The 23,458-nt window shown below is 57.4% G+C and carries 22 protein-coding genes; 8 read left to right on the forward strand and 14 right to left on the reverse strand.

Annotation, left to right across the window (positions count from 1 at the left end; translation table 11 throughout):
- Positions 1-146: 146 nt before the first annotated feature.
- Genes KTJ90_RS14860 through phoB form a run of 3 tightly spaced genes read right to left on the reverse strand, consistent with a single transcriptional unit; the run spans position 147 to position 3,104 of the window.
- Positions 147-1,067 carry a PstS family phosphate ABC transporter substrate-binding protein gene (locus tag KTJ90_RS14860; protein WP_078804314.1) on the reverse strand — a complete coding sequence of 307 codons (921 nt, stop codon included), beginning with the start codon at positions 1,065-1,067 and terminating at the stop codon, positions 147-149.
- A gap of 19 nt (positions 1,068-1,086) precedes the next feature.
- On the reverse strand, positions 1,087-2,400 hold the full coding sequence (phoR, locus tag KTJ90_RS14865; RefSeq protein ID WP_008924873.1) for a phosphate regulon sensor histidine kinase PhoR: 1,314 nt from the start codon (positions 2,398-2,400) through the stop codon (positions 1,087-1,089).
- Positions 2,401-2,414: 14 nt separating this feature from the next.
- Complete coding sequence (gene phoB / locus KTJ90_RS14870) at positions 2,415-3,104, reverse strand: phosphate response regulator transcription factor PhoB (RefSeq protein WP_003852491.1); 690 nt, start codon at positions 3,102-3,104, stop codon at positions 2,415-2,417.
- 197 nt (positions 3,105-3,301) lie between these two features.
- On the opposite strand from phoB, the gene sbcD reads away from it, so the two are divergent.
- Positions 3,302-4,501: an exonuclease subunit SbcD gene (gene sbcD, locus KTJ90_RS14875; RefSeq protein WP_003852485.1), complete on the forward strand. Its 1,200-nt coding sequence runs from the start codon at positions 3,302-3,304 to the stop codon at positions 4,499-4,501.
- Positions 4,498-8,172, forward strand: a complete 3,675-nt coding sequence (locus KTJ90_RS14880; protein ID WP_485523198.1) for an AAA family ATPase — start codon at positions 4,498-4,500, stop codon at positions 8,170-8,172. Before sbcD ends, KTJ90_RS14880 begins: the two co-directional genes overlap by 4 nt.
- Before the next feature lie 29 nt (positions 8,173-8,201).
- Here the strand turns inward: KTJ90_RS14880 and KTJ90_RS14885 are convergent, their stop codons facing one another.
- From KTJ90_RS14885 to KTJ90_RS14895, 3 genes are read right to left on the reverse strand one after another with little or no spacing between them, the layout of a single operon-like run.
- On the reverse strand, positions 8,202-8,858 hold the full coding sequence (locus KTJ90_RS14885) for a DUF799 domain-containing protein (RefSeq protein WP_003852482.1): 657 nt from the start codon (positions 8,856-8,858) through the stop codon (positions 8,202-8,204).
- On the reverse strand, positions 8,855-9,214 hold the full coding sequence (locus KTJ90_RS14890) for a DUF4810 domain-containing protein (protein WP_008924868.1): 360 nt from the start codon (positions 9,212-9,214) through the stop codon (positions 8,855-8,857). Before KTJ90_RS14890 ends, KTJ90_RS14885 begins: the two co-directional genes overlap by 4 nt.
- Before the next feature lie 11 nt (positions 9,215-9,225).
- Positions 9,226-9,903, reverse strand: coding sequence for a CsgG/HfaB family protein (locus tag KTJ90_RS14895; protein WP_008924867.1), 678 nt, complete (start codon positions 9,901-9,903; stop codon positions 9,226-9,228).
- Positions 9,904-10,071: 168 nt separating this feature from the next.
- Here KTJ90_RS14895 and KTJ90_RS14900 point away from each other — a divergent pair, with 168 nt between their 5' ends.
- On the forward strand, positions 10,072-10,449 hold the full coding sequence (locus tag KTJ90_RS14900) for a cell envelope integrity TolA C-terminal domain-containing protein (RefSeq protein WP_225613881.1): 378 nt from the start codon (positions 10,072-10,074) through the stop codon (positions 10,447-10,449).
- Here the strand turns inward: KTJ90_RS14900 and qhpR are convergent.
- Both qhpR and KTJ90_RS14910 read right to left on the reverse strand, forming a co-directional pair.
- Positions 10,446-11,513, reverse strand: coding sequence for an AraC-like transcriptional regulator QhpR (qhpR, locus tag KTJ90_RS14905; protein ID WP_003852478.1), 1,068 nt, complete (start codon positions 11,511-11,513; stop codon positions 10,446-10,448). The genes KTJ90_RS14900 and qhpR overlap by 4 nt on opposite strands.
- A 161-nt stretch (positions 11,514-11,674) precedes the next feature.
- A complete protein-coding gene (locus KTJ90_RS14910) occupies positions 11,675-12,679 on the reverse strand; it encodes a phosphotransferase enzyme family protein (protein WP_499025220.1) in 1,005 nt (334 codons plus the stop codon).
- A gap of 250 nt (positions 12,680-12,929) precedes the next feature.
- Between KTJ90_RS14910 and eat the strand changes: the two genes are divergently transcribed.
- Entirely contained in the window at positions 12,930-14,294 is a 1,365-nt protein-coding gene (eat, locus tag KTJ90_RS14915) for an ethanolamine permease (protein ID WP_008924864.1), read from the forward strand.
- An 84-nt stretch (positions 14,295-14,378) separates the two neighbouring features.
- Here the strand turns inward: eat and mak are convergent, their stop codons facing one another.
- Entirely contained in the window at positions 14,379-15,290 is a 912-nt protein-coding gene (gene mak, locus KTJ90_RS14920) for a fructokinase (protein ID WP_275768349.1), read from the reverse strand.
- 146 nt (positions 15,291-15,436) lie between these two features.
- Here mak and rdgC point away from each other — a divergent pair, with 146 nt between their 5' ends.
- Positions 15,437-16,348 (forward strand): recombination-associated protein RdgC, encoded by a 912-nt coding sequence (rdgC, locus tag KTJ90_RS14925; protein ID WP_003850053.1) that lies wholly within the window; start codon positions 15,437-15,439, stop codon positions 16,346-16,348.
- Positions 16,349-16,431: 83 nt separating this feature from the next.
- The gene (locus tag KTJ90_RS14930; RefSeq protein WP_003850058.1) at positions 16,432-17,844 is read left to right on the forward strand and encodes a hypothetical protein; all 1,413 of its coding nucleotides are present in this window, start codon (positions 16,432-16,434) and stop codon (positions 17,842-17,844) included.
- A 28-nt stretch (positions 17,845-17,872) separates the two neighbouring features.
- On the opposite strand, the gene ppnP is transcribed toward KTJ90_RS14930, so the two are convergent.
- The 3 genes from ppnP to aroL form a co-directional block, all read right to left on the reverse strand.
- Positions 17,873-18,169, reverse strand: a complete 297-nt coding sequence (ppnP, locus tag KTJ90_RS14935; RefSeq protein ID WP_003850060.1) for a pyrimidine/purine nucleoside phosphorylase — start codon at positions 18,167-18,169, stop codon at positions 17,873-17,875.
- Positions 18,170-18,444: 275 nt separating this feature from the next.
- Complete coding sequence (locus KTJ90_RS14940) at positions 18,445-18,636, reverse strand: YaiA family protein (protein ID WP_003850063.1); 192 nt, start codon at positions 18,634-18,636, stop codon at positions 18,445-18,447.
- Positions 18,637-18,747: 111 nt separating this feature from the next.
- On the reverse strand, positions 18,748-19,272 hold the full coding sequence (aroL, locus tag KTJ90_RS14945) for a shikimate kinase AroL (protein WP_003850067.1): 525 nt from the start codon (positions 19,270-19,272) through the stop codon (positions 18,748-18,750).
- A 315-nt stretch (positions 19,273-19,587) separates the two neighbouring features.
- On the opposite strand from aroL, the gene KTJ90_RS14950 reads away from it, so the two are divergent.
- On the forward strand, positions 19,588-20,316 hold the full coding sequence (locus tag KTJ90_RS14950; RefSeq protein ID WP_003850070.1) for a DUF2076 domain-containing protein: 729 nt from the start codon (positions 19,588-19,590) through the stop codon (positions 20,314-20,316).
- Here the strand turns inward: KTJ90_RS14950 and KTJ90_RS14955 are convergent.
- Positions 20,313-20,768 carry a YaiI/YqxD family protein gene (locus tag KTJ90_RS14955; protein ID WP_003850071.1) on the reverse strand — a complete coding sequence of 152 codons (456 nt, stop codon included), beginning with the start codon at positions 20,766-20,768 and terminating at the stop codon, positions 20,313-20,315. The two genes, KTJ90_RS14950 and KTJ90_RS14955, sit on opposite strands and share 4 nt — an antisense overlap.
- A 168-nt stretch (positions 20,769-20,936) precedes the next feature.
- Between KTJ90_RS14955 and proC the strand changes: the two genes are divergently transcribed.
- Positions 20,937-21,749, forward strand: coding sequence for a pyrroline-5-carboxylate reductase (gene proC, locus KTJ90_RS14960; protein ID WP_003850072.1), 813 nt, complete (start codon positions 20,937-20,939; stop codon positions 21,747-21,749).
- A 54-nt stretch (positions 21,750-21,803) separates the two neighbouring features.
- On the opposite strand, the gene KTJ90_RS14965 is transcribed toward proC, so the two are convergent.
- Positions 21,804-23,330 (reverse strand): FAD-dependent oxidoreductase, encoded by a 1,527-nt coding sequence (locus tag KTJ90_RS14965; RefSeq protein WP_154925799.1) that lies wholly within the window; start codon positions 23,328-23,330, stop codon positions 21,804-21,806.
- Positions 23,331-23,458: the final 128 nt, after the last annotated feature.

The following is a 23,458-nucleotide window of genomic DNA, read 5'->3' on the forward strand; positions in this document are numbered from 1 at the left end:
TCCTGCCGGTAATAACGACAGGAAATCATTGCACTCCGAAATAAATAGCCATCTGGATGGCTACATGTCTGAAAACAGAGTGTCATGAGTGGCATGCATCTGCAACTGAAGAAAATTCAGGGATGATGAAAAAAATTCAACCGGGATTAACGCAGGGCGGCGCGCGCCTCTGCCATCTGGCTGTCTGAGAGCGGCAGATAGCCCGCTTCGCTGACCCGCCGCTGTCCTTGTGGTGAAAGAACCTGCTGCAGAAATGCCGCCACCAGCGGCGGCAGTGGTTTACCGGGTGCTTTATTAACATAGAGATAGAGTGGACGCGCCCAGGGATAACGGCCGCTACGAATAGCATCGGCATCCGGGGCAATCGCCTGGCCCTGATCATTCGTCACCGCCAGCATTTTTACGCCGCTGAGATGAAAGCCAAAACTGGCGTAGCCGATGCTGCGCGAATTACCGGCCACCGCCTGCACCACCGCGGCCGAGCCAGGAAACTCCGCTACGTCGCTGCGGAAATCGCCTTTGCATAGCACCTGCTGTTTGAAGAAACCCCAGGTGCCGGAGGCGGAATTACGTCCATAGCGCTGAATGGGGCGTTTGTTCCATTGCGCGCCGGTTAAACCGAGATCGCCCCAGCGCAGCGGCACACTGTGTGCGCCACACAGACGGGTAATGGAGAAGATGGCGTCGAGCTGACGCGGTTCAATCTGCTGCAGCGGGTTACGCTGATTCACTACCACCACCAGCGCATCCATCGCCACCGGCACCGCCAGCGGCGGATAACCGTAGCGCGCCTCAAAAGCCTGCCGCTCATCGGCCTGCATCGGGCGGCTCATCGGACCGAGCTGTGCGGCACCTGCTGCCAGCGCGGTCGGTGCGGTTGAGGAACCGGAGGCCTGAACCTGCACATTGACGCCCGGCGCCTGCCGACTAAAATCCTCGCCCCACAGGGTCATAAGATAGCCAAGCGTATCTGAGCCGACACTGCTGAGATTGCCGGAGAGCGTGCCGTGCTGGGCCAGCGCCAGGCCCGGCAGCAGCGTAACAATCAATACAAGAAGAATGCGCATCAGGAAGATCCGGCAGCCATTAATGAACGGCATTCTCCTGCATCACGCTGCTGACAATCAACCTCGCGGGCAGCGTAAACGTAAAACAGGTCTCTTTGTGCGGCACGCTGGTGATGTCGAGCCGCGCGTTGTGGTGACTCAGCGCATGTTTCACTATCGCCAGACCCAGCCCGCTGCCACCAGTGGCACGTGAACGCGCTTTATCGACGCGGTAGAAACGCTCGGTCAGACGGGGAATATGTTCTGAAGCAATACCCGGCCCGTTGTCGCAAACCCGGAAGGTGGCGCCCTGTTTGCCGCGCAGCCAGCTGATATCAATCCGCGTGCCATCCGGAGTGTGATTTACCGCGTTATAAACCAGATTGGAGATAGCACTGCGAAGCTGTTCATCGTTGCCGAACACTTTCAGATGGGGATCGGTATGGAAATGAATATCGTGACGACCGCCACTTAGCGTCGCCGCCTCATGCTGCAGCAGCTTCAGCATGACCGGCACATCCACCTTCTCTTTCAGATCGATGGCAGGCGCGGCTTCAATGCGCGACAGCGTCAGCAGCTGTTTGACCAGGCTGTCCATACGACGCGTCTGCTCCGACATCGTGTGCAGCGCTTTGCTGCGCGAAGGCTCGCTCATCACCGAGTCGTTCATCATCTCCAGATAGCCCTGCAGCACCGTGAGCGGCGTACGTAACTCATGGCTGACGTTGGCAAAAAAGTTGCGGCGCGCCCCTTCCAGCTGATGCATCTGCGTCACATCACGCGCCACCAGCAGCCACTGCCCCTCGCTGTAGGGCATGACGCGAAATTCCATGTGAAGTTTGTTGTTCAGCACCAACGTCAGGGGCTTGTCAAAATCGCGCTGGCGCAGATAGCGTGAGAACTCCGGATAACGCAGCAGATTGAGGATGTTCTGGCCATTATCTTCCGGCCAGCGCAGACCCAGGTGCTGTTGCGCCAGACCGTTACACCAGAAAATAGTGCCCTCTTCCGTGGTCAGGATCACCGCATCCGGCAGCGACTCGGCACCGCTGCGGAAACGTTTGATCAGATTACCGAGTTCACGTCGCCGCCGCCGGTTGCGCAGCTGCATCTGGTAAAGACCATAAAACAGCGGTTCCCAGCTGGCACGCCCGGCGGGTGGCGTCATGGTGCGGTCGAGCCACAGCCAGTGCGACAGCCGCATCAGATTGTGGAAATGCCATAACAGCACCATGACCACGCTCAGCAGCAACCACCAGGGCAAACCGCCAGACAGCAGGCCCAGCAGCACCGCAGGCAGACAGGCCAGCAGCAGTTCTGTCAGTAATCTCTTCCAGGAGAGGCGTTCCAGCACGGTAAAGGCTCCGTTTAGTAGCGGGCAGAGAAACGATACCCTGTTCCACGGACGGTTTGTACCATGCGATCGTGGCCGGAGACTTCCAGCGCTTTACGTAAACGGCGAATGTGAACATCAACAGTGCGATCTTCCACATACACATTGGTGCCCCAGACGTGGTTCAGCAGCTGTTCGCGGCTGTATACGCGTTCCGGGTGAGTCATAAAGAAGTGCAGCAGCTTATATTCGGTCGGGCCCATCTCCAGCGGCGTGGTTTCGGACATCACGCGATGTGAAGAAGGATCCAGACTCAGTCCCTGCATCTCAATCACCTCTTCCACCGCCATCGGTGAAATACGGCGCATCACCGCTTTAATTCGCGCCATCAGCTCTTTGGGTGAAAAGGGCTTGGTAATGTAATCATCGGCGCCCACTTCCAGGCCACGCACCCGATCTTCCTCTTCGCCACGCGCGGTGAGCATCATCACCGGGATATCCCGTGTCATCGCCTCGCGTTTCAGATGCTTGATAAACTGAATACCGCTGCCTCCAGGTAACATCCAGTCCAGTAAAATCAGATCGGGCCAGGGTTCAATCAGCTTGCCCACGGCACTGTCATAATCTTCCGCCTCAATTGGCTGATAGTCGTTCTGCTCCAGAACAAAACACAACATTTCACGGATGGGGGCTTCATCCTCCACAACCAAAATGCGCTTAGCCATTATTACTCCTGCTGATTATGACGGCTGTCACTGAGATTCGCGGCGCCATTATGCGTCAGATTTGTGACACTTTTATGAAAAACATAACCTGCCTGTAACGCCGTTGGTAATCATTTATGACAGCGCAGCGACAATTTTTCGCTTTGGCCGCAGAGCCAGTATAATCGCCGGGCGAATCACAACGGCAGGGACTCATCATGCGCATCATTCATACTGCGGACTGGCATCTGGGGCAGTTCTTTTACAACAAAAGTCGGGCAGCCGAACATCAGGCGTTTCTCGACTGGCTGTTGATCCAGATTGAACAGCATCAGGTGGATGCGTTGATTATTGCAGGCGATCTGTTTGATACCGGCACGCCGCCCAGCTACGCCCGCGAGATGTTTAACCGCTTTGTGGTGGCGCTGCAGCCCACCGGTTGTCAGCTGATTGTGCTGGCGGGCAACCACGATTCCGTGGCGACGCTGAATGAGTCGCGCGAACTGCTCGCCTGTCTCAACACCCGGGTAATCGCCACCCCCCAGGAGCAGGATGATGTGTTGCTGCTGAACACCCGCCAGGGCGAACCGGGCGCGCTGCTCTGTGCCATTCCTTATCTGCGACCGCGCGATATTCTGCGCAGCCGGGCGGGTCAGTCAGGGCGCGATAAACAGACCTCGCTGCTGGAGGCGATTGCCCATCACTATCAGCAACGCTTCGCCGCCGCCCAGGCGCTGGGTCATGCATTGCCGATTATCGCTACCGGACATCTCACCACCGTCGGGGTCAGCCAGAGCGATTCGGTGCGTGACATCTACATCGGTACGCTTGATGCCTTCCCCGCCAGTGCCTTTCCGGCCGCTGACTACATTGCACTGGGCCATATTCATCGCGCCCAGCGCGTGGCGGGCAGCGAGCATATCCGGTACAGCGGTTCGCCCATTCCGCTGAGTTTTGATGAGCTGGGCAGCGAAAAAAGCGTCTTTCTGCTGGAGCTTGCGGCAAGCGGCCTGCAATCCGTTACGCCGCTGGTGGTGCCGCAGGCGCAGCCGATGCAGGTGCTGAAAGGATCGCTGGCACAGATTGCGGAACAGTTACACGCCTTCAGCACGGCTGAGCAGGAGAAGCCAACCTGGCTCGACATCGAAGTCACCACGCAGGAGTACCTCAGCGATCTGCAGCATCAGGTCGAAACCCTGACCGCCACGCTGCCGGTTGAAGTCCTGCTGCTGCGCCGCAGCCGCGAGCAGCGGCAGCAGAGCCTGGCGCGGCTCGACAACGAAACCCTGAGTGAGCTGAAAGTGGAAGAGGTCTTTGCCCGCCGGCTCGCGCTGGATGAGGAGCTGCAGCCTGCGCAAATCGACGAGATGACCACCCTGTTCCGCCAGACGCTGGCCGCCATGGAAGAGACCCAATGAAGATCCTCACGCTACGGTTTAAAAACCTCAATGCTCTGCGCGGTGAATGGTTCATCGACTTCCGCGCCGAGCCTTTTGCCAGCAATGGCCTGTTCGCCATAACCGGCGCGACCGGCGCGGGTAAAACCACCCTGCTGGACGCCATTTGTCTGGCGCTCTATCACCAGACGCCGCGCCTGGGCGCGATTTCCCAGAGCCAGAATGCGCTGATGACGCGCGACTGTGCCGAATGTCTGGCTGAAGTAGAGTTTGAGATCAAAGGCGAAGCCTGGCGCGCCTTCTGGAGCCAGAACCGTGCGCGTGGCACCGCCGACGGTAAGCTGCAGGCCCCGCGCGTTGAGCTGGCGCGCTGCGCCGACAACACCATTGTTGCCGATAAAGTCGGTGACAAGCTGAAGATGATCGAAACCCTCTCCGGGCTTGATTTCGAACGTTTTACCCGCTCAATGATGCTGTCGCAGGGCCAGTTTGCCGCCTTCCTCAACGCTAAAGCCAGTGAGCGTGCCGAACTGCTGGAGGAGCTGACCGGCACCGAAATTTACGGCCTGATCTCCGCCGCTATCTACGAGCGTCACAAAGAGGCGAAAACGCAGCTGGATATGTTGCGCAGTCAGGCGGGTGCGATGGCACTGCTGGATAGTGACGCGCGTGACGCCCTGCAACAGCAGCTCACCGATCTGACCGACGCGGAACAGCGGCTCAGCGCGCACTATCAACAGGCGCAGCAGCAGCAGCAGTGGCAGCAGCAGGCGCAGCAGTTACAGCAGGAGAGTGAGCAGGCTGATGCCGCGTTGCAGCAGGCTCAGTCTGCATCCCAGGCGGCAGAGACGGACCGCCAGCGGCTGGCTCGCAGCGAACCGGCTGAAAAGCTGCGGATAAAACTGCAGCAGCGTGATGCATTACGCACCGAACAGCAGCAGATCGAGAGCCACTGCCAGCAACTGACCGCATCGGCGCAGCAGGCGCAGAACCAACAGCAGCAGCATCAGCAAAATTACGCTGCTGCTCAGACGGTCCGCCAGCAGGCGCTTCAGGAACAGCAGCAGCAGGAGAACCTGCTGACGGAACAGGTATTACCGCTGGATCAGCGAATCATGACGCTGCAGCAGCACTTTGCAGAGCAACAGCAGGAAAATGCCCGCCAGCAACAGCAGGCTGACCAGACGCAGACCAGACTGGCGGAGCAGAAGCGTCAGGTCACGTCAGTGCAGCAGGCGATGACTGAACAGCATCAGTTACGTGAGCAGCTTGCCGATCTGGCGCATTGGGGCGCTTCACTGCCGGTATGGCAGGAGAACTTTGCCCTGCTGGCACAGCGTGAGGCGACGCTGGCCGAACTGCAGCAGCAGTGCGAACAGCAACAAAAACAGATCGACGCGCAGCAGGCGAAACAGCAACAGCAGGCACAGCAGGCCCTGCCGCGCCAGCAGGCGGAGCAACAGGCGCACCAGGCGTTGTTGCAGGCGGAGCAGGCACTCACTTCGCTTCATGAACAGCATCCGCCCGCTGCACTGCGGCAGGCATTAAGCCAGTTGCAGACCAGCCGTCCGGCCCGTCAGCAACTGTTGCTGCTCTCCACGCAGTGGCAGCCACTGCATCAGCAGCTGAATCAGCGCCAGCAGCGGCTGACCGCGCTTGAAAAAGCGCAACAGCAGAGCGAAGCGGAACTTCAGACTCTGCGTGAAACGTGGAAACGCGAAAAACAGCAGCTGGATGACGTTGAAAAAATTTGTGCGCTGGAGCAGCAGATTATCGATCTCAGCGATTACCGCGCCCGGCTCCCCCCCGATCAGCCGTGCCCGCTGTGCGGCTCCTGCACCCATCCGGCCATTGAAACCTACAGCACGCTGGAAGTGAGTGCTAACCAGCAGCGCCGGGCTGCGCTGCTGCAGCAAACTGAGACATTGCGTGAAGCAGGAACGGCAAAAAGCGAACAGCTAAAGCAATCTGCCGTTCAGCAGCAGACCCTGCGTGACGAAATCGCGGAAATGCAGCGTCAGCTTGACCAGCTTGAGCAGCAATGGCAGGCACTAAGCGGTGAGCTGGCACTTACCTTCACCCTTGCCGACCGCGAAGCGTTAGCCGCGTGGCAGCAGCAGCAAAGCGAACACGAAAGCCAGCTTGAGCAACAGCGACAGACACAGGAAGCCGCCGAACAGGCACGTCAGGCCGCGAAAGATCACCATCTTCAGCAGTTGCAGGCCTGGCAGCAACATCTGCAGGCACAGCAACTGGCGCAGCAGTCGCTGATCAGCCTGCAGCAGGCGCTGGATGCGCTGCACCAGCGGAAGCAGCAGGAACAGCAGGCCATGGCGCAATTGCAATCCCGTTTAGCTCAACAGTTCAGTGACCACAACCTTGCCCTTCCGGATGCCGCGAATCGCGACACGTGGCTGGCGGAACAGCAGAGGCGCTGGCAGCGCTGGCAGGAGAGTGAGCAGTTGCTCGCTAACCTGCAGCCGCAACTGTTAAAAGGCGAAACCCAGCTCACCGCCCTGCAACAGCAGGCAGAGCAGGAACAGCAGCAACTGGCCATCCGTCAACAGCAACAACAGCAGAGCCAGACACAGTTAGGTGAAATGCGTCAGCAGCGTCAGGCGCTGTTTGGCGATCGCGAAGTCACCCTCGCCCGTCAGCAGATGCAGGCCCGCATTCAGCAGTCTGATGAACAGCTGGCGCAGCAGCTCGCTGCCCTGCAGCAGGCGCAGGCTGAAGTCAGTCGCCTGCAGGGTGAGCTGTCGGGACTGGAAAATCAGCGTCAGACGCTCAGCGGCAAACTGACAGAGGCGGAAAGTGCACTGCAGCAGTCACTGGAGAGCGCCGGATTCGCGGATGAAGCCAGCCTGCGCGCGGCGCTATTGGATGAGCAGACCGCGCTGCAACTGCGTCAGCAGCTGCAGCAGCTCGACCAGCAATGCCAGCAGCAGCAGGCGCGACGGGCAGATCTGCGTCAGCGGCTCAGTGTCCATCAGCAGGCGAAGCCTGACGCGATGCCGGAATCCGCCGAAGCGCTGGCACAGCAGCTCGAGCAGTTACGGCTGGCACTGCGCGACAACGCCAGCCTGCAGGGCCAGGTTCAGCAGCAGCTGCACAGCGATGCCAGCCTTCGCGCCCGTCAGCAGAGCCTGATGACGCAGATTGAACAGGATGGTGTGGTGCTGGCGCAGTGGAGCCGGCTAAACGATCTGATCGGTTCCGCGACCGGCGACAAGTTCCGGCGCTTCGCCCAGGGCTTAACGCTGGATCATCTGGTGTCGCTCGCTAACAGGCAGCTTGATCGGCTGCATGGCCGCTATCTGCTGCAACGCCGGGCGCAGGATTTGCTGGAGCTGGATGTGGTCGATACCTGGCAGGCTGATGCGGCACGCGACACCCGCACGCTGTCGGGTGGCGAGAGCTTCCTGGTGAGTCTGGCACTGGCGCTGGCGCTATCGGATCTGGTCAGTCATAAAACGCGTATCGAATCGCTGTTTCTGGATGAGGGATTCGGCACGCTGGATGCTCAGACGCTGGATACCGCGCTGGATGCGCTGGACGCGCTTAACGCCAGCGGTAAAACCATTGGGGTGATCAGCCACGTGGAAGCGATGAAAGAGCGTATTCCGGTGCAGATTAAAGTGCGTAAGATGAATGGGTTAGGCTACAGCCAGCTGGAACTTCCGCAGGGATAACGGGCGCCAGCGCGCCCGTCTGAGTCTGATCAGCGGGCGCTAACCAGCGTGTAGCGTGGGCCGGTAAGTAACCCGCCCTGCTCGTTCTGGGACAGCAGTCGATTGCTGGTCAGTCCGGCCACGGTGTGCGCTTTATCAGTGACGTTGCTGGCAATCTGTTTGATCGCCGCGTTCACCAGCATCCCCACCAGTCCGCCATTGTTATTGTTGTTATCTTCACTGTCGCTGGCAGTGGCCTTACCCTGCCAGATCTCTTTGCCGCTGCGCAGATCCACCAGCCGTGCCTGGGCCGTCACGGTCGTCACGCTGTCAATGACCCGATAGCTGCTGCCATATTCGCTGATCGAGACATAGAGCGCGCTGTCGGCATGGAAAATCTCATTCAGACGCTTCGCGCTGACCGCCTGGGCATCAGTGGCGCTGGTCACGCCATTCTGCTGAAAGGTCTCTTCAACAACCGCCACCGGGAAGACGTAGTAACCGGCTTCGGCCAGCGGACGCGTCACCAGCGAGTTCAGGCTGTGAGCAGCGTTGATATCCGGTGATTTATTATCCGCAGGCAACACCAGAATTGAGGCGGGCTTGCTGGCACGAAACGCGCTGTAATCATAAGGTTTTTTCGGGTGCGCACAGCCGGTCAGCAACAACACCATCAGCGCGCCGCTCAGGGCAATCAGTTTTTTCACTGAACCACTCCTTGTTTTTTACTCATCAGAAAATCCATGTAAGGTGCCGATTCGGGAAACAGCTGCTTCTCGATGGCAAACTGCTCAAAGGCTTTATTGGTGTCGCCGGTTTTGGCAAAGAGCAGACCCAGCTGGGCATGCAGGCCAGGCGCAACCGGCTGGTTAACAGCACGGGCTTTTTCGATATCCAGATTCAGCGCATCAATCTGCTTCAGCGGATCGCTGCCCGGCTGATAGTAGCTGTAGACCTGCTGCTGATAATCGCCCCAGTAGTAGATCGTCTTCGGCGCTTTTGGCGCACAGCCGGCCAGCAGCGCTGCGGCAATCAGCAGGCTGCTCAGTGTCATCATCTTCATTTACTGCTTCCTTATTTAGCCGGACGCCATGCGCCGTTGTTGATTCCATCCACTAAATGATCGACCGCTTCACGAATCGCCAGATCCATAACTTTGCCGTTCAGCGTTGAGTCATAGCTGCTGGTGCCGCCAAAGCCGATGACTTCACGCGCCGAAAGCTGGTACTCGCCTGCGCCCTGGGAGCTGTAGACCACTTCAGAAGTGGTGACATCCACCACGTTCAGATTCACTTTGGCATAGGCGACCTGCGTTTTGCCGCGGCCCAGAATGCCCCACAGCTGCTGATCGCCCACTTCTTTGCGGCCAAATTCGGTGATATCACCGGTGATGATGTAGTTCGCGCCTTTGATATTCTGCTGGCTGCGTTTGAAATCCGACTCCTGCTGCAGCTCTTTCAGGTTACTGCGATCCAGCACGCTGAAACGATTGGTCTGCTGCAGATGGGTAATCAGAATGGTTTTCGACTGATTGCCCAGCCTGTCGACGCCATCAGAGAAGATGCCGTTCATGTACGAGGAGCGATTATCAAACTGGCCTACCGCAATCGGGCTGCGCACGCCCTGGTAAACCGGCTGACTGGCTGCGCGAACCTGCGGGGCCTGAATAGCGCGGGAAGATTCGGTGGCACAGCCGCTGATCAGCGACGCCATTAACAGGGAGAGTGCCGCAAAGGCATAATTTTTCTGCATTTCTAATCCATGAAGTAAAAGAGACGTAATCCGCGCCAGGGCGGTAAATTCTGGTTCTGTCGACAGTCGGAGTAATGCCATAGCATTCATGATGCCGGTCTGTAGACTGTCGGCAGCAGACAGGAAGATCTTTAAGGAAAATTGGCCAGTTAAATGAATTTAATTAATATGAAGATGAGAATATTGCTGGGGATGATTATTGCAGTGTCGCTCAGCGCCTGTCAGCAACCTGTGACAAAGCAACAGGATAGTGTGGCAAATCTTTGTCAGCCTGCGAAAGATCCGGACAGCAAATCCTGTCACTGGACTAATCAAATGCAGCCGGTGCTCAACAGGCAGTTCACGGATGCGGCGCGTTATGCGGGCCAGCAATGTCTGGTACGGATGGAGTGGCAGGCGCACAGCAGACATTATGCGGTGACCCAGACTCAGGGTGATGAAGCGCTCTGCCTGCGTGCCTGGCAGCTGGTGGCGCAGACCCGCGATCTGCCGCCGCCACCGGAGCCCGGGCAACCGGCGTGGTTCGGCTTTGCGCCGCGCGGTTAGCTGGCCAGACCTTCCTGACGCCACTGGCGCGGACTGATGCCAAACCAGCGGCGAAACGCGCGTGAGAACGCACTGACTTCCGAATAGCCCAGCAGCAGCGCCATCTCTGAGATCGGCAGCTGCTTTTGCTGCAGATAATATGTCGCCATTTCGCAGCGCACCTGATCCACCAGCGCGGTAAAGCTACTGCCCTCTTCGCGCAGCCGCCGCTGCAGTGACCAGCTCGACAGCCCGAGTTTATCCGCCACCTCTTCCAGCACAGGCTCACCCTGCATCAGCGATAAATTAACCTGCGATCGCGCCTGTTCAATCATGCTTTGCTGTGACGTACCACGATTAAGCCGCCGGATCGCATCCTGCATCACCATTAACAGGATCGGATCGCTCTCTGGCATTGCGCGTAGCAGATCGCGCTTCGGGATCACCAGCGAATTAAACGGCTGATCGAACCAGACCGGCGCATCAAACACTTTACAGTGATCGTGCCACTGGCCGGGACGCGGATGTTCAAAGTGAACTTCACGAGGTGCCCAGTGCCTGCCTGCCACGTGACGGATCAGATTCATAAACATGCCAAGCGTCAGCTCGGCATCCTGACGGCGCGACAGGATTGCGCCGTGTCGCACCTGGTAGTCGAGCCGCCAGCACTCCCCCTTATCCACCAGCCGGGTTAAGGTGTCGTGCTGATGCCAGGGAAACGCATTGACCACATTGTGCAGCGCCTGCTCCAGCGTGTCGGAGCACAAGCCGATGTAGCCAATCAGGCCTAATGACTGCGGTTTAAACTGCCTGCCGTAGTGCAAACCGAAGTTATCAAAACCAGAGTGACGCGCCGCCTCTTCCAGTACCCGACAGTAATTAACCAGTCCCAGACTCAGCGTCGGGCTGGCCAGGCGCTCCGGATCAATGCCGCTGATGCCGAAGATGCGATCAACATCGCCGCCCTGGGTATGAATAAAGTCGCTTAAGCCGGTCGCCGCCGCTGCCAGCACGCCGTGATTGCCTGCGCCCGCCGCTGCAGAACAGGCCGCAAAGGCATCAGGCTTTATCAGTGTCGGATTCATGGTCGCCTCTGTCAGAATTCAGGTGGATCACCCGTCACATGATCAGAGCAAATTCCATACCAGGTCCCCGATGCCTGCCACGCCGCCTGTGGGGGCGTCAGGCTGCGCGCGGGCATGGCATCGGGCACTGCGGCGGCGCAGTCACGCCCGCCGCTGGTGCATTAGACGCCAACCGGCAGCTGCTGACCGTCCAGATAGCGGCGGCAAAGACGAATCGAATGGCTGGCCCACTCCGGACCCAGACTGTGCGCCATTTCAGTCTCGGCATGGGATCCCACCCATGCAGTGAGCTGGATGCGACGCTGGATCAGCAGCGCGGGTAACATGGCCATTTCCGCGTCGCTGATATGCGCCACCTGCTCGTAACCGCGAATCCAGTGATCGATCCACTCTTGCGCGCGCGGATGATGCTCAACAAAACTGATCGCCGCCGCCAGATCGTGCAGATACCAGCCAAGTCCGCAGTCATCGAAGTCGATCACCCGCGTTTCACCCTTGTGCAGCAGCAGATTGGTGAGTCGCAGATCGGCGTGGATCAGGCCATAACGATCAGGTCCTTTGCCAAACTGCGCCATCGACGCACCCACCTGACTTATCGCCTGCTCGACCACGCCGTGATCGGCGGGATTCAGATTAGGCGCATCCTGCCAGCGTCCCCAGTGACTCTCGCTACTCGTCATGGTGTGGTGATCCCAGATAATCCGCTGGAAACCCGCAGGCGGCTGCCACTGTTTACTGTGCTGATGCAGCCGCGCGGTAATCCTGCCCAGCTGCTGAAAAGCGCGGGGATCGACGTCGGTGGTTGGCATCTCGCCATCAATCCAGTGAAACAACACTACGTACCGCTCACCGCCATCCGGCAGTCGCAGCGTCAGTACGGTTTCACCCTCTTTGTCCGGCACCGCTTCCGGCACCATAATGCCGGTTTCACGCAGCGCATCGAGCCACAGCAGCTCACTGACAATGTCCGCTTTTTGATGGTAATCGCCGCGATGCAGCCGCAGTGCATAACGCCGGCCTGCTGCCTGCAAGAGGAATGTGGCATTCTCTGAGCGGCACAGCAGGCTGAGATCTCCCTGTAGCGCGGCGGGATAGCAGGCCAGCGCCTGCTGCGCCATCAGGGTGAGTTGGGAATCAGTCAGGTTGTCATATTGTTTAGCGCTCATCAGTCCGGCTCCTTTTCACTTGCGTTATCTCAGCATGCGTTGCCAGAAGGTGAGCTGCTTGACCTCAGAAGAGACAAAGTTGACCGCAGCGTGCATCCGGCCCGGTTGTTGCCTGTGAGTTGACCGTGGAGGACAGAAGTCACTGCGCCCGCGTCAAGTCGTGGTGAGTAATGCAACGGCATTATCACCTTACTTTAGTCGTAATGGCGGTGTAACGCCGCGTGCGACCAACAACGACGGGGATAACAGTATGACAAACAGACTCAAGCCCACGCTGGGCACCCTGCACCTGTGGGGGATTGCGGTTGGCCTGGTGATCTCAGGCGAATATTTCGGCTGGAGTTACGGCTGGGCTGTGGCAGGCACGCTGGGATTTCTGGTCACTACCGCGCTGATCGCCACACTCTATACCTGCTTTATCTTTAGCTTCACCGAACTGACCACTGCGATCCCTCATGCGGGCGGGCCGTTTGCCTACAGTCGTCGCGCCTTTGGCGAAACCGGCGGACTGATTGCCGGTCTGGCGACGCTGATTGAGTTTGTCTTTGCGCCACCGGCGATCGCCATGGCGATTGGGGCTTATCTCAATGTGCAGTATCCCCAGCTCAACCCAAAAACCGCAGCGGTCGGGGCTTACCTGGTGTTCATGACGCTGAATATTCTGGGTGTAAAACTGGCGGCGATGTTCGAACTGGTTGTCACCGTGCTGGCTGTCATTGAGCTGCTGGTGTTTATGGGCGTGGTCTCACCCGGCTTTAGCCTGGCGAATTTTGCTGCGCACGGCTGGGCAGGCAGCGACACCTTCGGCATGCCCGCCTTCTCCGGTATTTTCGCCGCCATTCCCTTCGCCATCTGGTTCTTCCTTGCCATTGAAGGTGCAGCGATGGCCGCCGAAGAGGCAAAAGATCCCACCCGAACCATTCCCCGCGCCTACATCAGCGGGATTCTGACGCTGGTGGTGCTGGCGATTGGCGTGATGCTGATGGCAGGCGGCGCGGGCGACTGGCGCAAACTCTCGGACATAAACGATCCGCTGCCGCAGGCGATGAAAATGATTGTCGGCGAACACTCTAACTGGATGCATATGCTGGTGTGGATTGGCCTGTTTGGTCTGATTGCCAGCTTCCACGGCATTATTCTCGGCTATTCACGGCAGTTTTTTGCTCTGGCACGCGCGGGCTATCTGCCGCCTTCTCTGGCAAAACTGTCACGTTTCCAGACCCCGCATCGGGCGATTATTCTCGGTGGCGTACTGGGCATCGCGGCGATTTACAGCGATGGCGTGATTAATCTGCAGGGAATGACGCTGACGGCGGCGATGATCACCATGGCGGTGTTTGGCGCGATTGTGATGTACATCATGAGCATGCTGAGCCTGTTTAAACTCCGCCGCAGCGCGCCGGAAATGCCCCGCAGTTTCCGCGCGCCGGGCTATCCGATTGTTCCGGGCATCGCCCTGCTGCTGTCGGTGGTCTGTCTGCTGGCGATGCTGTGGTTTAACCCGGTGATTGGCGCACTGTTCTTTGCCATCATGCTGGTCGGCTATATTTACTTCCTCGCCACCAAAGCGCAGCGCGACCGGGCGCCACAGGACACGATGCTGGTGGGCGAATAAACGCGGCGCGGCAAGGTGCCGCGCTGTGGGTTACGTTCAGCGCCTGAAATCCAGGCGCTGAACGTCAGCGGATGTGCGGGACACTCAGCCGTTAAGCGGCCAGAGCCACGCCGCACCGCGTACGCCGCTGGAGTCGCCATGCTGCGCCTTCAGCACCGGCGTTTCACACTCCCCGCCAAACACCCACTGCTTCATCAGCACCGGCACGGTCTGATAGAGCCGATCCACATTACTCATCCCGCCGCCCAGCACGATCACGTCAGGATCGATCAGGTTCACCACCTGCGCCAGCGATTTTGCCAGACGCAGTTCATAGCGGCTCATTGCCAGTTCGGCGATCGGATCCTGCTGTGCCAGCAGTGAGACGATCTCCGCGCCCTTGCGATGTACGCCGCTCAGCCGCTGATAGTCGATACCAAAACCGGTGCCTGAAACAAAGGTTTCGATACAGCCCTGCTGCCCGCAATAACAGGGCACTTCCTGACGATAACGCAGCTCATCCTCATCCATCCACGGCAGCGGATTGTGGCCCCACTCACCGGCATTACCGTTACCACCGATGCGCGATTCACCGTTAATCGCGACACCTGCACCCGATCCGGTACCGATAATCACGGCAAACACCAGCGACTGTCCGGCACCGGCACCGTCGACCGCTTCCGATACGGCCAGGCAATTCGCGTCGTTGGCGATGCGCACTTCCCGGTTCAGCGCCTGAGCCAGATCTTTATCCAGCGGCTGGCCGTTAAGCCAGGTGGAGTTCGCATTCTTCACCCGCTTACTGAAAGGCGAAAGCGAGCCGGGAATGCCCAGGCCGACCGTGCCGGTCTCGCCAGTTTTCTGCTCCGCCAGCGTGACCAGATCAACAATTGCCTGCACCGTTGCCTGATAGTCGTCACGCGGGGTATTCACGCGGTGACGGAACAGCTCCTGTCCCTTATCTGACAATGCAATCACTTCTGTCTTGGTGCCACCCAGATCTATGCCTATGCGCAAGGTTACTTCCTCGTTATTCGTTCAGGTGAGAGATACAGTAAAAGGCGGCTGCCTTAAAGGCAATGAAACCACTCCGATGTTTCGCTATCATGCGCGCTGACTCTCGCAGACTTGTGCGCCCGATCGCGCCACGGTAAGGAATCCCGATGTTGTGGTTTAAAAATATGATGGTTTATCGTCTGAATCGTGACATTCCGCTGTCCGCAGATGAGATGGAAAAACAGCTCGACGCCTTCACTTTTTCACCGTGTGGCAGTCAGGATATGAGCAAGACCGGCTGGGTCTCGCCGATGGGTAACCGCAGCGACGCGCTGACCCACGAGAATAAAGGCCAGATTGTGATTTGCGCCCGCAAAGAAGAGAAAATCCTGCCTTCGCCGGTCGTGAAACAGGCGCTGGAAGCAAAAATCGACAAGCTGGAATCTGAGCAGAGCCGCAAGCTCAAAAAGACCGAAAAAGATTCGCTGAAAGATGAAGTGCTGCATAGCCTGCTGCCGCGCGCCTTCAGCCGTTTCAGCCAGACCTATTTGTGGATCGACACGGTCAATAACCTGATTATGGTGGACTGTGCCAGCGCGAAAAAAGCGGAAGATACCCTGGCGCTGCTGCGCAAAAGCCTGGGTTCACTGCCGGTGGTGCCACTGACGCTGGAAAATCCGATTGAACTGACGCTGACCCAATGGGTGCGTTCAGGCGACCTGCCAGCCGGGTTTGCGCTGATGGATGAAGCGGAGCTGAAAGCCCTGCTGGAAGATGGCGGCGTCATCCGCTGCAAGAAGCAGGATCTGGTGTGCGATGAGATCGCCAACCATATCGAAGCCGGCAAGGTCGTGACCAAACTGGCACTCGACTGGCAGGAGCGTATTCAGTTCGTGCTGGCCGATGACGGTTCAGTGAAGCGTCTGAAGTTCAGCGACACGTTGCGCGACCAGAACGACGATATCGACCGTGAAGATTTCGCGCAGCGCTTTGATGCGGACTTTATTCTGATGACCAGCGAACTGGCAGCACTGACCAGTAATCTGGTGGAAGCGTTAGGCGGCGAAGCCCAGCGTTAAGCATTATCAGGGCGGCGCCGTTCCGCCCTGAAGTTTTGGCATACTTTGTCGATAACCGGGTCTTTGGCAAAGGAATTCCACTTATGTCCCGCTTATTTCGGCACCTGTTTTTATTTTGCACACTGTCGCTTCTTTCACTCTCTGCACGCAGTCAGCCCGCCTCGGATGATCCGCCCAGCGTCAGCCGTTTCGATGCGGTGCGCATCAACGATCGCCTGAATGTGATGGTGGCTATTCCCGGTAAAAACGGGGGCGCAATGCAGGTCTGGCAGGCTTATGATTGCCAAAAACCTTATGCCGAAGCGCTTTACCGCCACATGGTCGATGCAGAAGGCAGCCCACAAGGCCGGTTTTACGGCAATGAATATGGCCGCTACAGCGCACCTCAGCCTGGCTCAAATCAGGATCCGGCTGTTCTGAAAAAAATCTGCGGATTACCCGAAAGGTCAGTGCTATGGGAAAAAATTGAATCTGCTGATAAGTATGGTGCCACGACACTGATTGACATTGCCAGCCTGAAGCGTGAGGCAGAGATATTGCGGGTCCGGGTCGGCACTGATTATGCGGCCAGCGATTTCGATCCACCCTATGATGCGCCCTACAGTCTAAAGGTCGAAAATTACCGTTTTAACTGCGAAACCGGTGTCAGTACACCGTTATCCGCATTTGATATTGATGACAACGGTTACGTAACCGATTCACTGGATGGAGGCCAGCTGGCGCGCCGTAAAACCGCTTTTGATCTGACGCCTCTGCTGCAAAAAACTTTTGCCCAGCTCTGTACGCTGCCAGATGTTAAGAGATTTCATGCACTGGGCCACTTCAGACCCGCTTCGCATAAATCGCCCGGTTCGATGGCACAACAGATGCTACCCGACCTGAATGGCAATCCGGCCTCGGTGCTGGCCGCCGTCCCGCTTGCCCCTGCCCTGCAGCAACAACTGAAAACCCTGGTCCATCCCTGGGCCACACCGCGTTTTCAGCAGCTCAGCTGGGTCGAAAATAGTCGGGAAGGTCGCGTCAGCGTGCATATGGTGGCGGATGACGCTGGATTTATTCGCAAGCTGGAGGATTACGGTATCTGGAAAGTGCAGCGTCTGACGATTGCCAATGATATCCAGCTCGCCTATACCATGTCGATTTCCTATTCCCCTTCGCGGTTAAAACAACTTAGTTCGACGCTGCGTTATCCGCTAACCGCCGGACAGCACTATCAGAACGACGCGGTGAGTGAGAGTAGCGTGGGCAAGGATGAAGACAGTCATCAGCGGGAAACCTGTGCCGTCTCCAGCGGTGGCGACGCGCGAGAGATTAACCTGGCATTTAGCGGACGCTATCTGAAGGTAACCTGTACCATTGCGACAGACAAACAGCCTGTCACCGTCATAGAGAGTGCCTGGCTTGAAGACCTGCGGATTTTAGCGCCACTAAGGGCAAAAACAGGTGATAAACCGATGGGCGCTATCACCCTGAGTGATGTGAAGATTATTCGCTAGAAAAAAGGGCCGCTTAGCGGCCCTTTTTTTAATCTTTATCTTTCAGGTAACGGCAGAGATAGGAACTTGGCTCGCCAACCTGCAGATGAAACTCGCTGTGACCCGGCACATTAAACACCGAACCCGCTTCAAACCATTTCCACTCGGTCTCACCTGGCAGCAACACCTTAAGCGAGCCGCTAACGACGGTCATCTCTTCCGGCTGGCCGGTACCAAATGTGTATTCACCTTCAGACATCACGCCGACGCTGGCACGACCGGTGCTCGCACTGTCAAAACCAATAGATTTAACTTTTCCGTCAAAATACTCACTAACGTTGAGCATAATAGTTCTCCAGAGCACATGTTGTGTGTCTGGCAGTGTAGAAGGGAACCCGCTGATCTGTCACGCGAAATGATAGTCGTTTGTGATCTGTTCCGGCGGGAGAGATCAGACGCGCAGAGCGAAAAAGCGTTAAGCCAGTATTCCAGGCAGCTTTGTTGTGCGTCGGCAAGGGGATGTCGGGAATAAAGAGGCGATGGGCATAACTCAGGCAACGTACTGACAAACGGCGAAATGACGCTGAATATCAGGCTGGCCTCCCTGCCAGCCGCAATGCTTCACTCTTTTTCGACGTCTTCGTAGCGCGCTTTAGCATCGTGCGCTTCTTCTTCCGTCTCATGCTCACTGATTAATGAATTCGGTTTGGGATGATCAGCACGCAATTCATAAAAGGTTACCTTATTACCTTCAGGCCCCTTTTCAACAGTCACAATTTTCGCTTCACGCGGGTACGGCGGTCTGGTAGGCATACTGTGTCCCTCTTGTCTGAACAACATTCCACAGGACAGGCTGCTGCCTGTCATAGGATAAGTATAGACAATGCCATCTGAAGCGGGATCAAAGCGGGAAAAATCTGAGGGTTAGCTGGCGCGCGCCAGAGAAAGTGACAGCAGAATCTCTTCCACCACACACTCCGGTGCCTGCATGGCATTCACCTGATGATGGGCCGCCGCCTGGTAAAGGTGCGCGCGTTCACGCAGTACATCACTCATCTCGTCAGCAATCGGACGTCCGGTTAAGGTCGGACGCTGGGCCGCTTCAGGTTCGCTTTCCAGTCGCTCTGCCAGCACTTCGGGGGACGCGCTGAGCCAGATCACCTGCCCCTGCTCCTGCATAAAACGGCAGTTCTCTTCAGCCAGGATCATGCCACCGCCCGTGGCAATGACCGTCCTGGGGGCCGTGACTGCTTTCAGCGACTCCGTTTCACGGGCGCGGAAACCTTCCCAGCCTTCCGCCTCGACAATCTCCGTCACGCTGCGTTGCGTGCTGAGTTGCAGATGGTGATCGGTATCCGTAAAGGCGTAGCCCAGCGCCTGCGATAACGCCTCGCCGACCGTGGTTTTGCCGCAACCGCGAGCGCCAATCAAAAAGATGGGTAGTGACATCAGGGCCGTTCCTCCGCCTGACCGCGCGATGCGGCTGCATGGTTAGCTGATTAATGCGACGCATCATAACTGGAAATTATTATGGCCTCCACCTGTCAGGCATGATTTACGCTTTTTCCTCACATGAACAGCGATAATCTCTCTATTTTCAAGGGGAAATGCATGCACGTTTTGTGCATCAGGTGAGTAACCGGGCGCTAAAAAACGCATAAAACGGCGGCTGAAATGGGCTGGCAATATTTGCTTACCGCCCGGATTTTACTTTTCGTGTTGACGACCCCATATACTGATAACAATCGCCACAGGAGAGTCATCATGCAACGCGAAGAACAACAACTGATTGATGGGCTGTTCAGCCGTCTGAAACAGGCCGAAAGCCAGGCCGTGGCACGCGATGCCGCTGCCGAACAATTGATTAACCAGCATCTTCAGGCGCAGCCAGGCGCGCCTTACTACATGACGCAGGCAATCCTGATTCAGGAAGCGGCGCTGAAAAAACTCAATGAGAAAGTGTCAGCGCTGGAAAGCCAGGTGGCACAGTTGCAGCAACAACAACAGCAGCAGCCTGCACAGAGCAGCGGCGGCTTCCTGTCGGGACTGTTTGGCAGCGGTTCGCGTCAGCAGCCTCCCGTTCAGCAGCCGCAGCAACAGTCGCCGTGGAACAGTGCGCCGCAGCAACCGGCACAGCAGCAGTATGCCCCTGCCCAGGCACCCGCGCCACGCGGCACCGGTTTCCTTGGCGGCGCTCTGCAAACTGCCGTGGGCGTCGCGGGTGGTGTCGTGATGGCCGACATGCTGACCAGCATGTTCCACCATTCACAGCCGGAAGAGATTGTGAATATCATCAATGAGCCGCCGCTGCCGGAGGTGAATGATAATCTCAACACCTTCAACGGTGGCGATGACAATGCCGATAACTTTAACGGCGGTAACGACAGCGCCTTCCTCGACCAGAACACGGGCTGGGACAGCAATTATGCCGACAACAGCGATCTCAACGATTTTGGCGGCAACGATTTCGACGACGACGACAGCTTCGTTTAAGTTGAGCGTTTTTGCTGGGTGAGCCAGCTATCCAGTTCATTCGCAAACTGCTGGCGGTCACGCGGACTCATCGTCGCGGGGCCGCCGGTCTGCACGCCGCTTGACCGCAGCGTATCCATAAAATCACGCATCGTCAGGCGTTCGCGTATCGTCGCCGGTGAGTAACGCTCGCCGCGCGGATTCAGCGCTGCTGCCCCCTTCTCAATCACCTCAGCCGCCAGCGGAATATCGGCGGTGATCACCAGATCGCCGGGCTGACAACGTCTGACAATCTCATTGTCCGCCACATCAAAGCCAGCAGGCACCTGCAGCGTGCGCAGATACGGCGATGGCGGCACGCGCAAAAACTGGTTCGCCACAAAAGTGACCGTGGTCGCGGTACGATCCGCCGCACGGTAGAGCACCTCTTTGATCACATTCGGACAGGCATCGGCATCGACCCAGATAAACATCATGATTCCTTACAGTCAGAGAAGCCTGAGATCTTGCCGGGTTCCTCTTAAATGGCAAATTTAATTTGCGCCACGCTTTCCAGCGCGCTTGCAGCTGACTTGTTATTCGGGCTGGCTGAAGTAAGCTAGCTCACTGAGAAAAACGAATAATGTCCTAAGGAGATGGCGATGCTGGCAAAGAAAATCGGATTTATCGGCGGGGGAAACATGGCGAAAGCCATTATCGGCGGACTGGTCAACAGCGGCAAAATCGCCCCGTCTGATATCTTCGTTTACGATCGCAAAGCTGAGACCAACCAGGCGATGGCAGAGCAGTATGGCATCAACGCAGCAGAGAGCGCGGATGCGCTGGCGCGTGAAGTGGACATCCTGTTCGGCGCAGTAAAACCGAATGTCATTCTGAAAGTATTAAAAGAGCTGGCAGGCAGCCTGAAAAAAGAGGCGCTGGTGGTGTCGATTGCCGCTGGCGTGACGCTGGACTCGCTCTCATCCGTGCTGGGTTACGATCGCAAAATTGTCCGCGCAATGCCGAATACGCCCTCACTGGTGAGCGAAGGCATGACCTCGGTAACGCCTAACGTGCTGGTTGAGCAGGCGGAGATCGACGAAGTCGTGGCGATTTTTGAGAGCTTCGGCAAAGCGGCCGTAGTGGATGAATATCTGATTCACTCTGTGGTCGGCGTGAGCGGTTCTGCACCGGCCTACGTGTTTATGTTTATCGAGGCGATGGCGGATGCAGCCGTACTGGGTGGCATGCCGCGTGCTCAGGCCTATCAGTTTGCTGCGCAGGCGGTGAAAGGCGCGGCGCAGATGGTGCTGACCACCGGTAAACATCCGGCTGAACTCAAAGATATGGTCTGCTCTCCAGGCGGCACCACCATTGAAGCGGTGAAAGTGCTGGAAGAAAAAGGCATGCGCTCGGCAGTGATGGAAGCGATGCAGCAGTGCATGGCGAAGTCAGAGAAACTGAGTCGCAGCTAACCGGTGAGAAAGTACGCAGGGCGGCCCGTCAGCCTGGTCCGCCCTGCGTGCAGCTTAACTGATTTTCGCCTGACAGCGCGCCACCGCGTCAGAAAGCGTCATGGGGTGCTGCATCTGCTCCACCAGCTCAGCGGTCAGCGTATACATACCGCATGAGCAGATCGCCGCCAGTTGCCCCTGCTGACCATAAAACGCCATAAACTTTTTATCCTCCAGCGAACCGATTAGCTGGAATTCATCCCATTCTGCCGCGTGGCCAACATACTCATAACGAGTGCCATACTGGGTCGTCCAGAAGAACGGCACCCGATCAAAAGCGACGTTTTGATCCAGCATATTCCATGCGGCAGTCTGTCCCTGCTGATGTGCAACGCGATAGTGCTCAATACGCAGCGGCCCCTGTGCCGCCGGATAGGTGGCGATATCCCCCGCCACCCAGATATTATCAGCGACCCGCAACTGATCATCCGCCTGCAGGCTGCCATCCTCTGCCAGCGGCAGATCGTGAATAAAGTCGGTGGCCGGTTTAACCCCGGTCGCGAACAGCACAACGGTAGCATCCAGCTTGCGTCCGCCCTTCAGCTGCACGCCATTTACCTTCTGGTCACCCTGCAGTGCTTCGATCTCGCCCTGCACCCACTTCACGCCGTTTTGCTCATGAAGCTGGTAGAAATAGCGACCAATCTGCTCGCCAAACCGTTTAGCAAAAGGCAGTGCCTGGCGGGCAATGACTGTGACGTCAATATCGCGGTTACGCAGTGCCGACGCCAGTTCGGTACCGATAAAACTGTTGCCGATAATCACGATTTTATGGCTGGCATCCACCACCTGAAGCAGCTCATCGGTCTGCGCTTTGCTACGCAGCAGATGAACCCCGTCAAGATCGCTGCCCGGCAAATCGGGAAGAACAGGCGTCGCGCCGCTGGCGATCAACAGTTTGTCGAACGCAAGCGTCCCGCCATCGCCGAAGATTAACCGCTGTTGCTGTGCATCCAGCCGGCTCACTGTAGCCTGGAGTCGTTCAACGTGCTCCATCACATCCGCTTTCAGCAGCTGCGGCACTTCGTTAATATCCATTTTTCCCGACGGCACAAATTTGGTCAGCGCCGTGCGGTCATAAGGTGCATCGGCTTCACGCTCGACCAGTATCAGGCGGCCTTTAAAACCTTCATGACGCAGACGCCATAGCGCTGCGCTACCCGCCGCGCCGCCACCTAATACCACATAGACCGGTGCATCTGCCCCGCTGCCAATGGGTGCTGCGGGTGACATCGCTTTGGGGTTTATCAGTACCCGGCCCTCTTCAATGCGAAGCGGGTACTGTTTGAGATCGGCTAACGCCAGCGGTTCACACATTTTGCCATCGGCGATATCAAACGCGGCTTTATGCCACGGGCAGACCAGCCGATCGCCGCAAATCGCGCCCTGTTCAAGCGGTGCGCCAGCGTGTGGACATTTCGCCTGAAAAGCACGGACGTTGTCACCGTCGCGAATCAATAATAGATCAACATCGCCGAGCGTCTTTTTAACCGGCTGTCGCTGCGGCAGATCGTTCAGGTCGACGGTAAATTGATAGTTCACGGCATGGCTCCTTTCACTGTTTCTGGTCTTATGCTGCACGGCAAAAAAGCCCGCTGCGCAATCCCCTACAAACAGTAAGTGTGGCAAAGGAACCGGGAAGCCTGATGAGGAATCTGTTTCAGAAAGAT

Source organism: Pantoea jilinensis (assembly GCF_019104105.1).
Classification (GTDB): Bacteria; Pseudomonadota; Gammaproteobacteria; order Enterobacterales; family Enterobacteriaceae; genus Pantoea; species Pantoea eucalypti.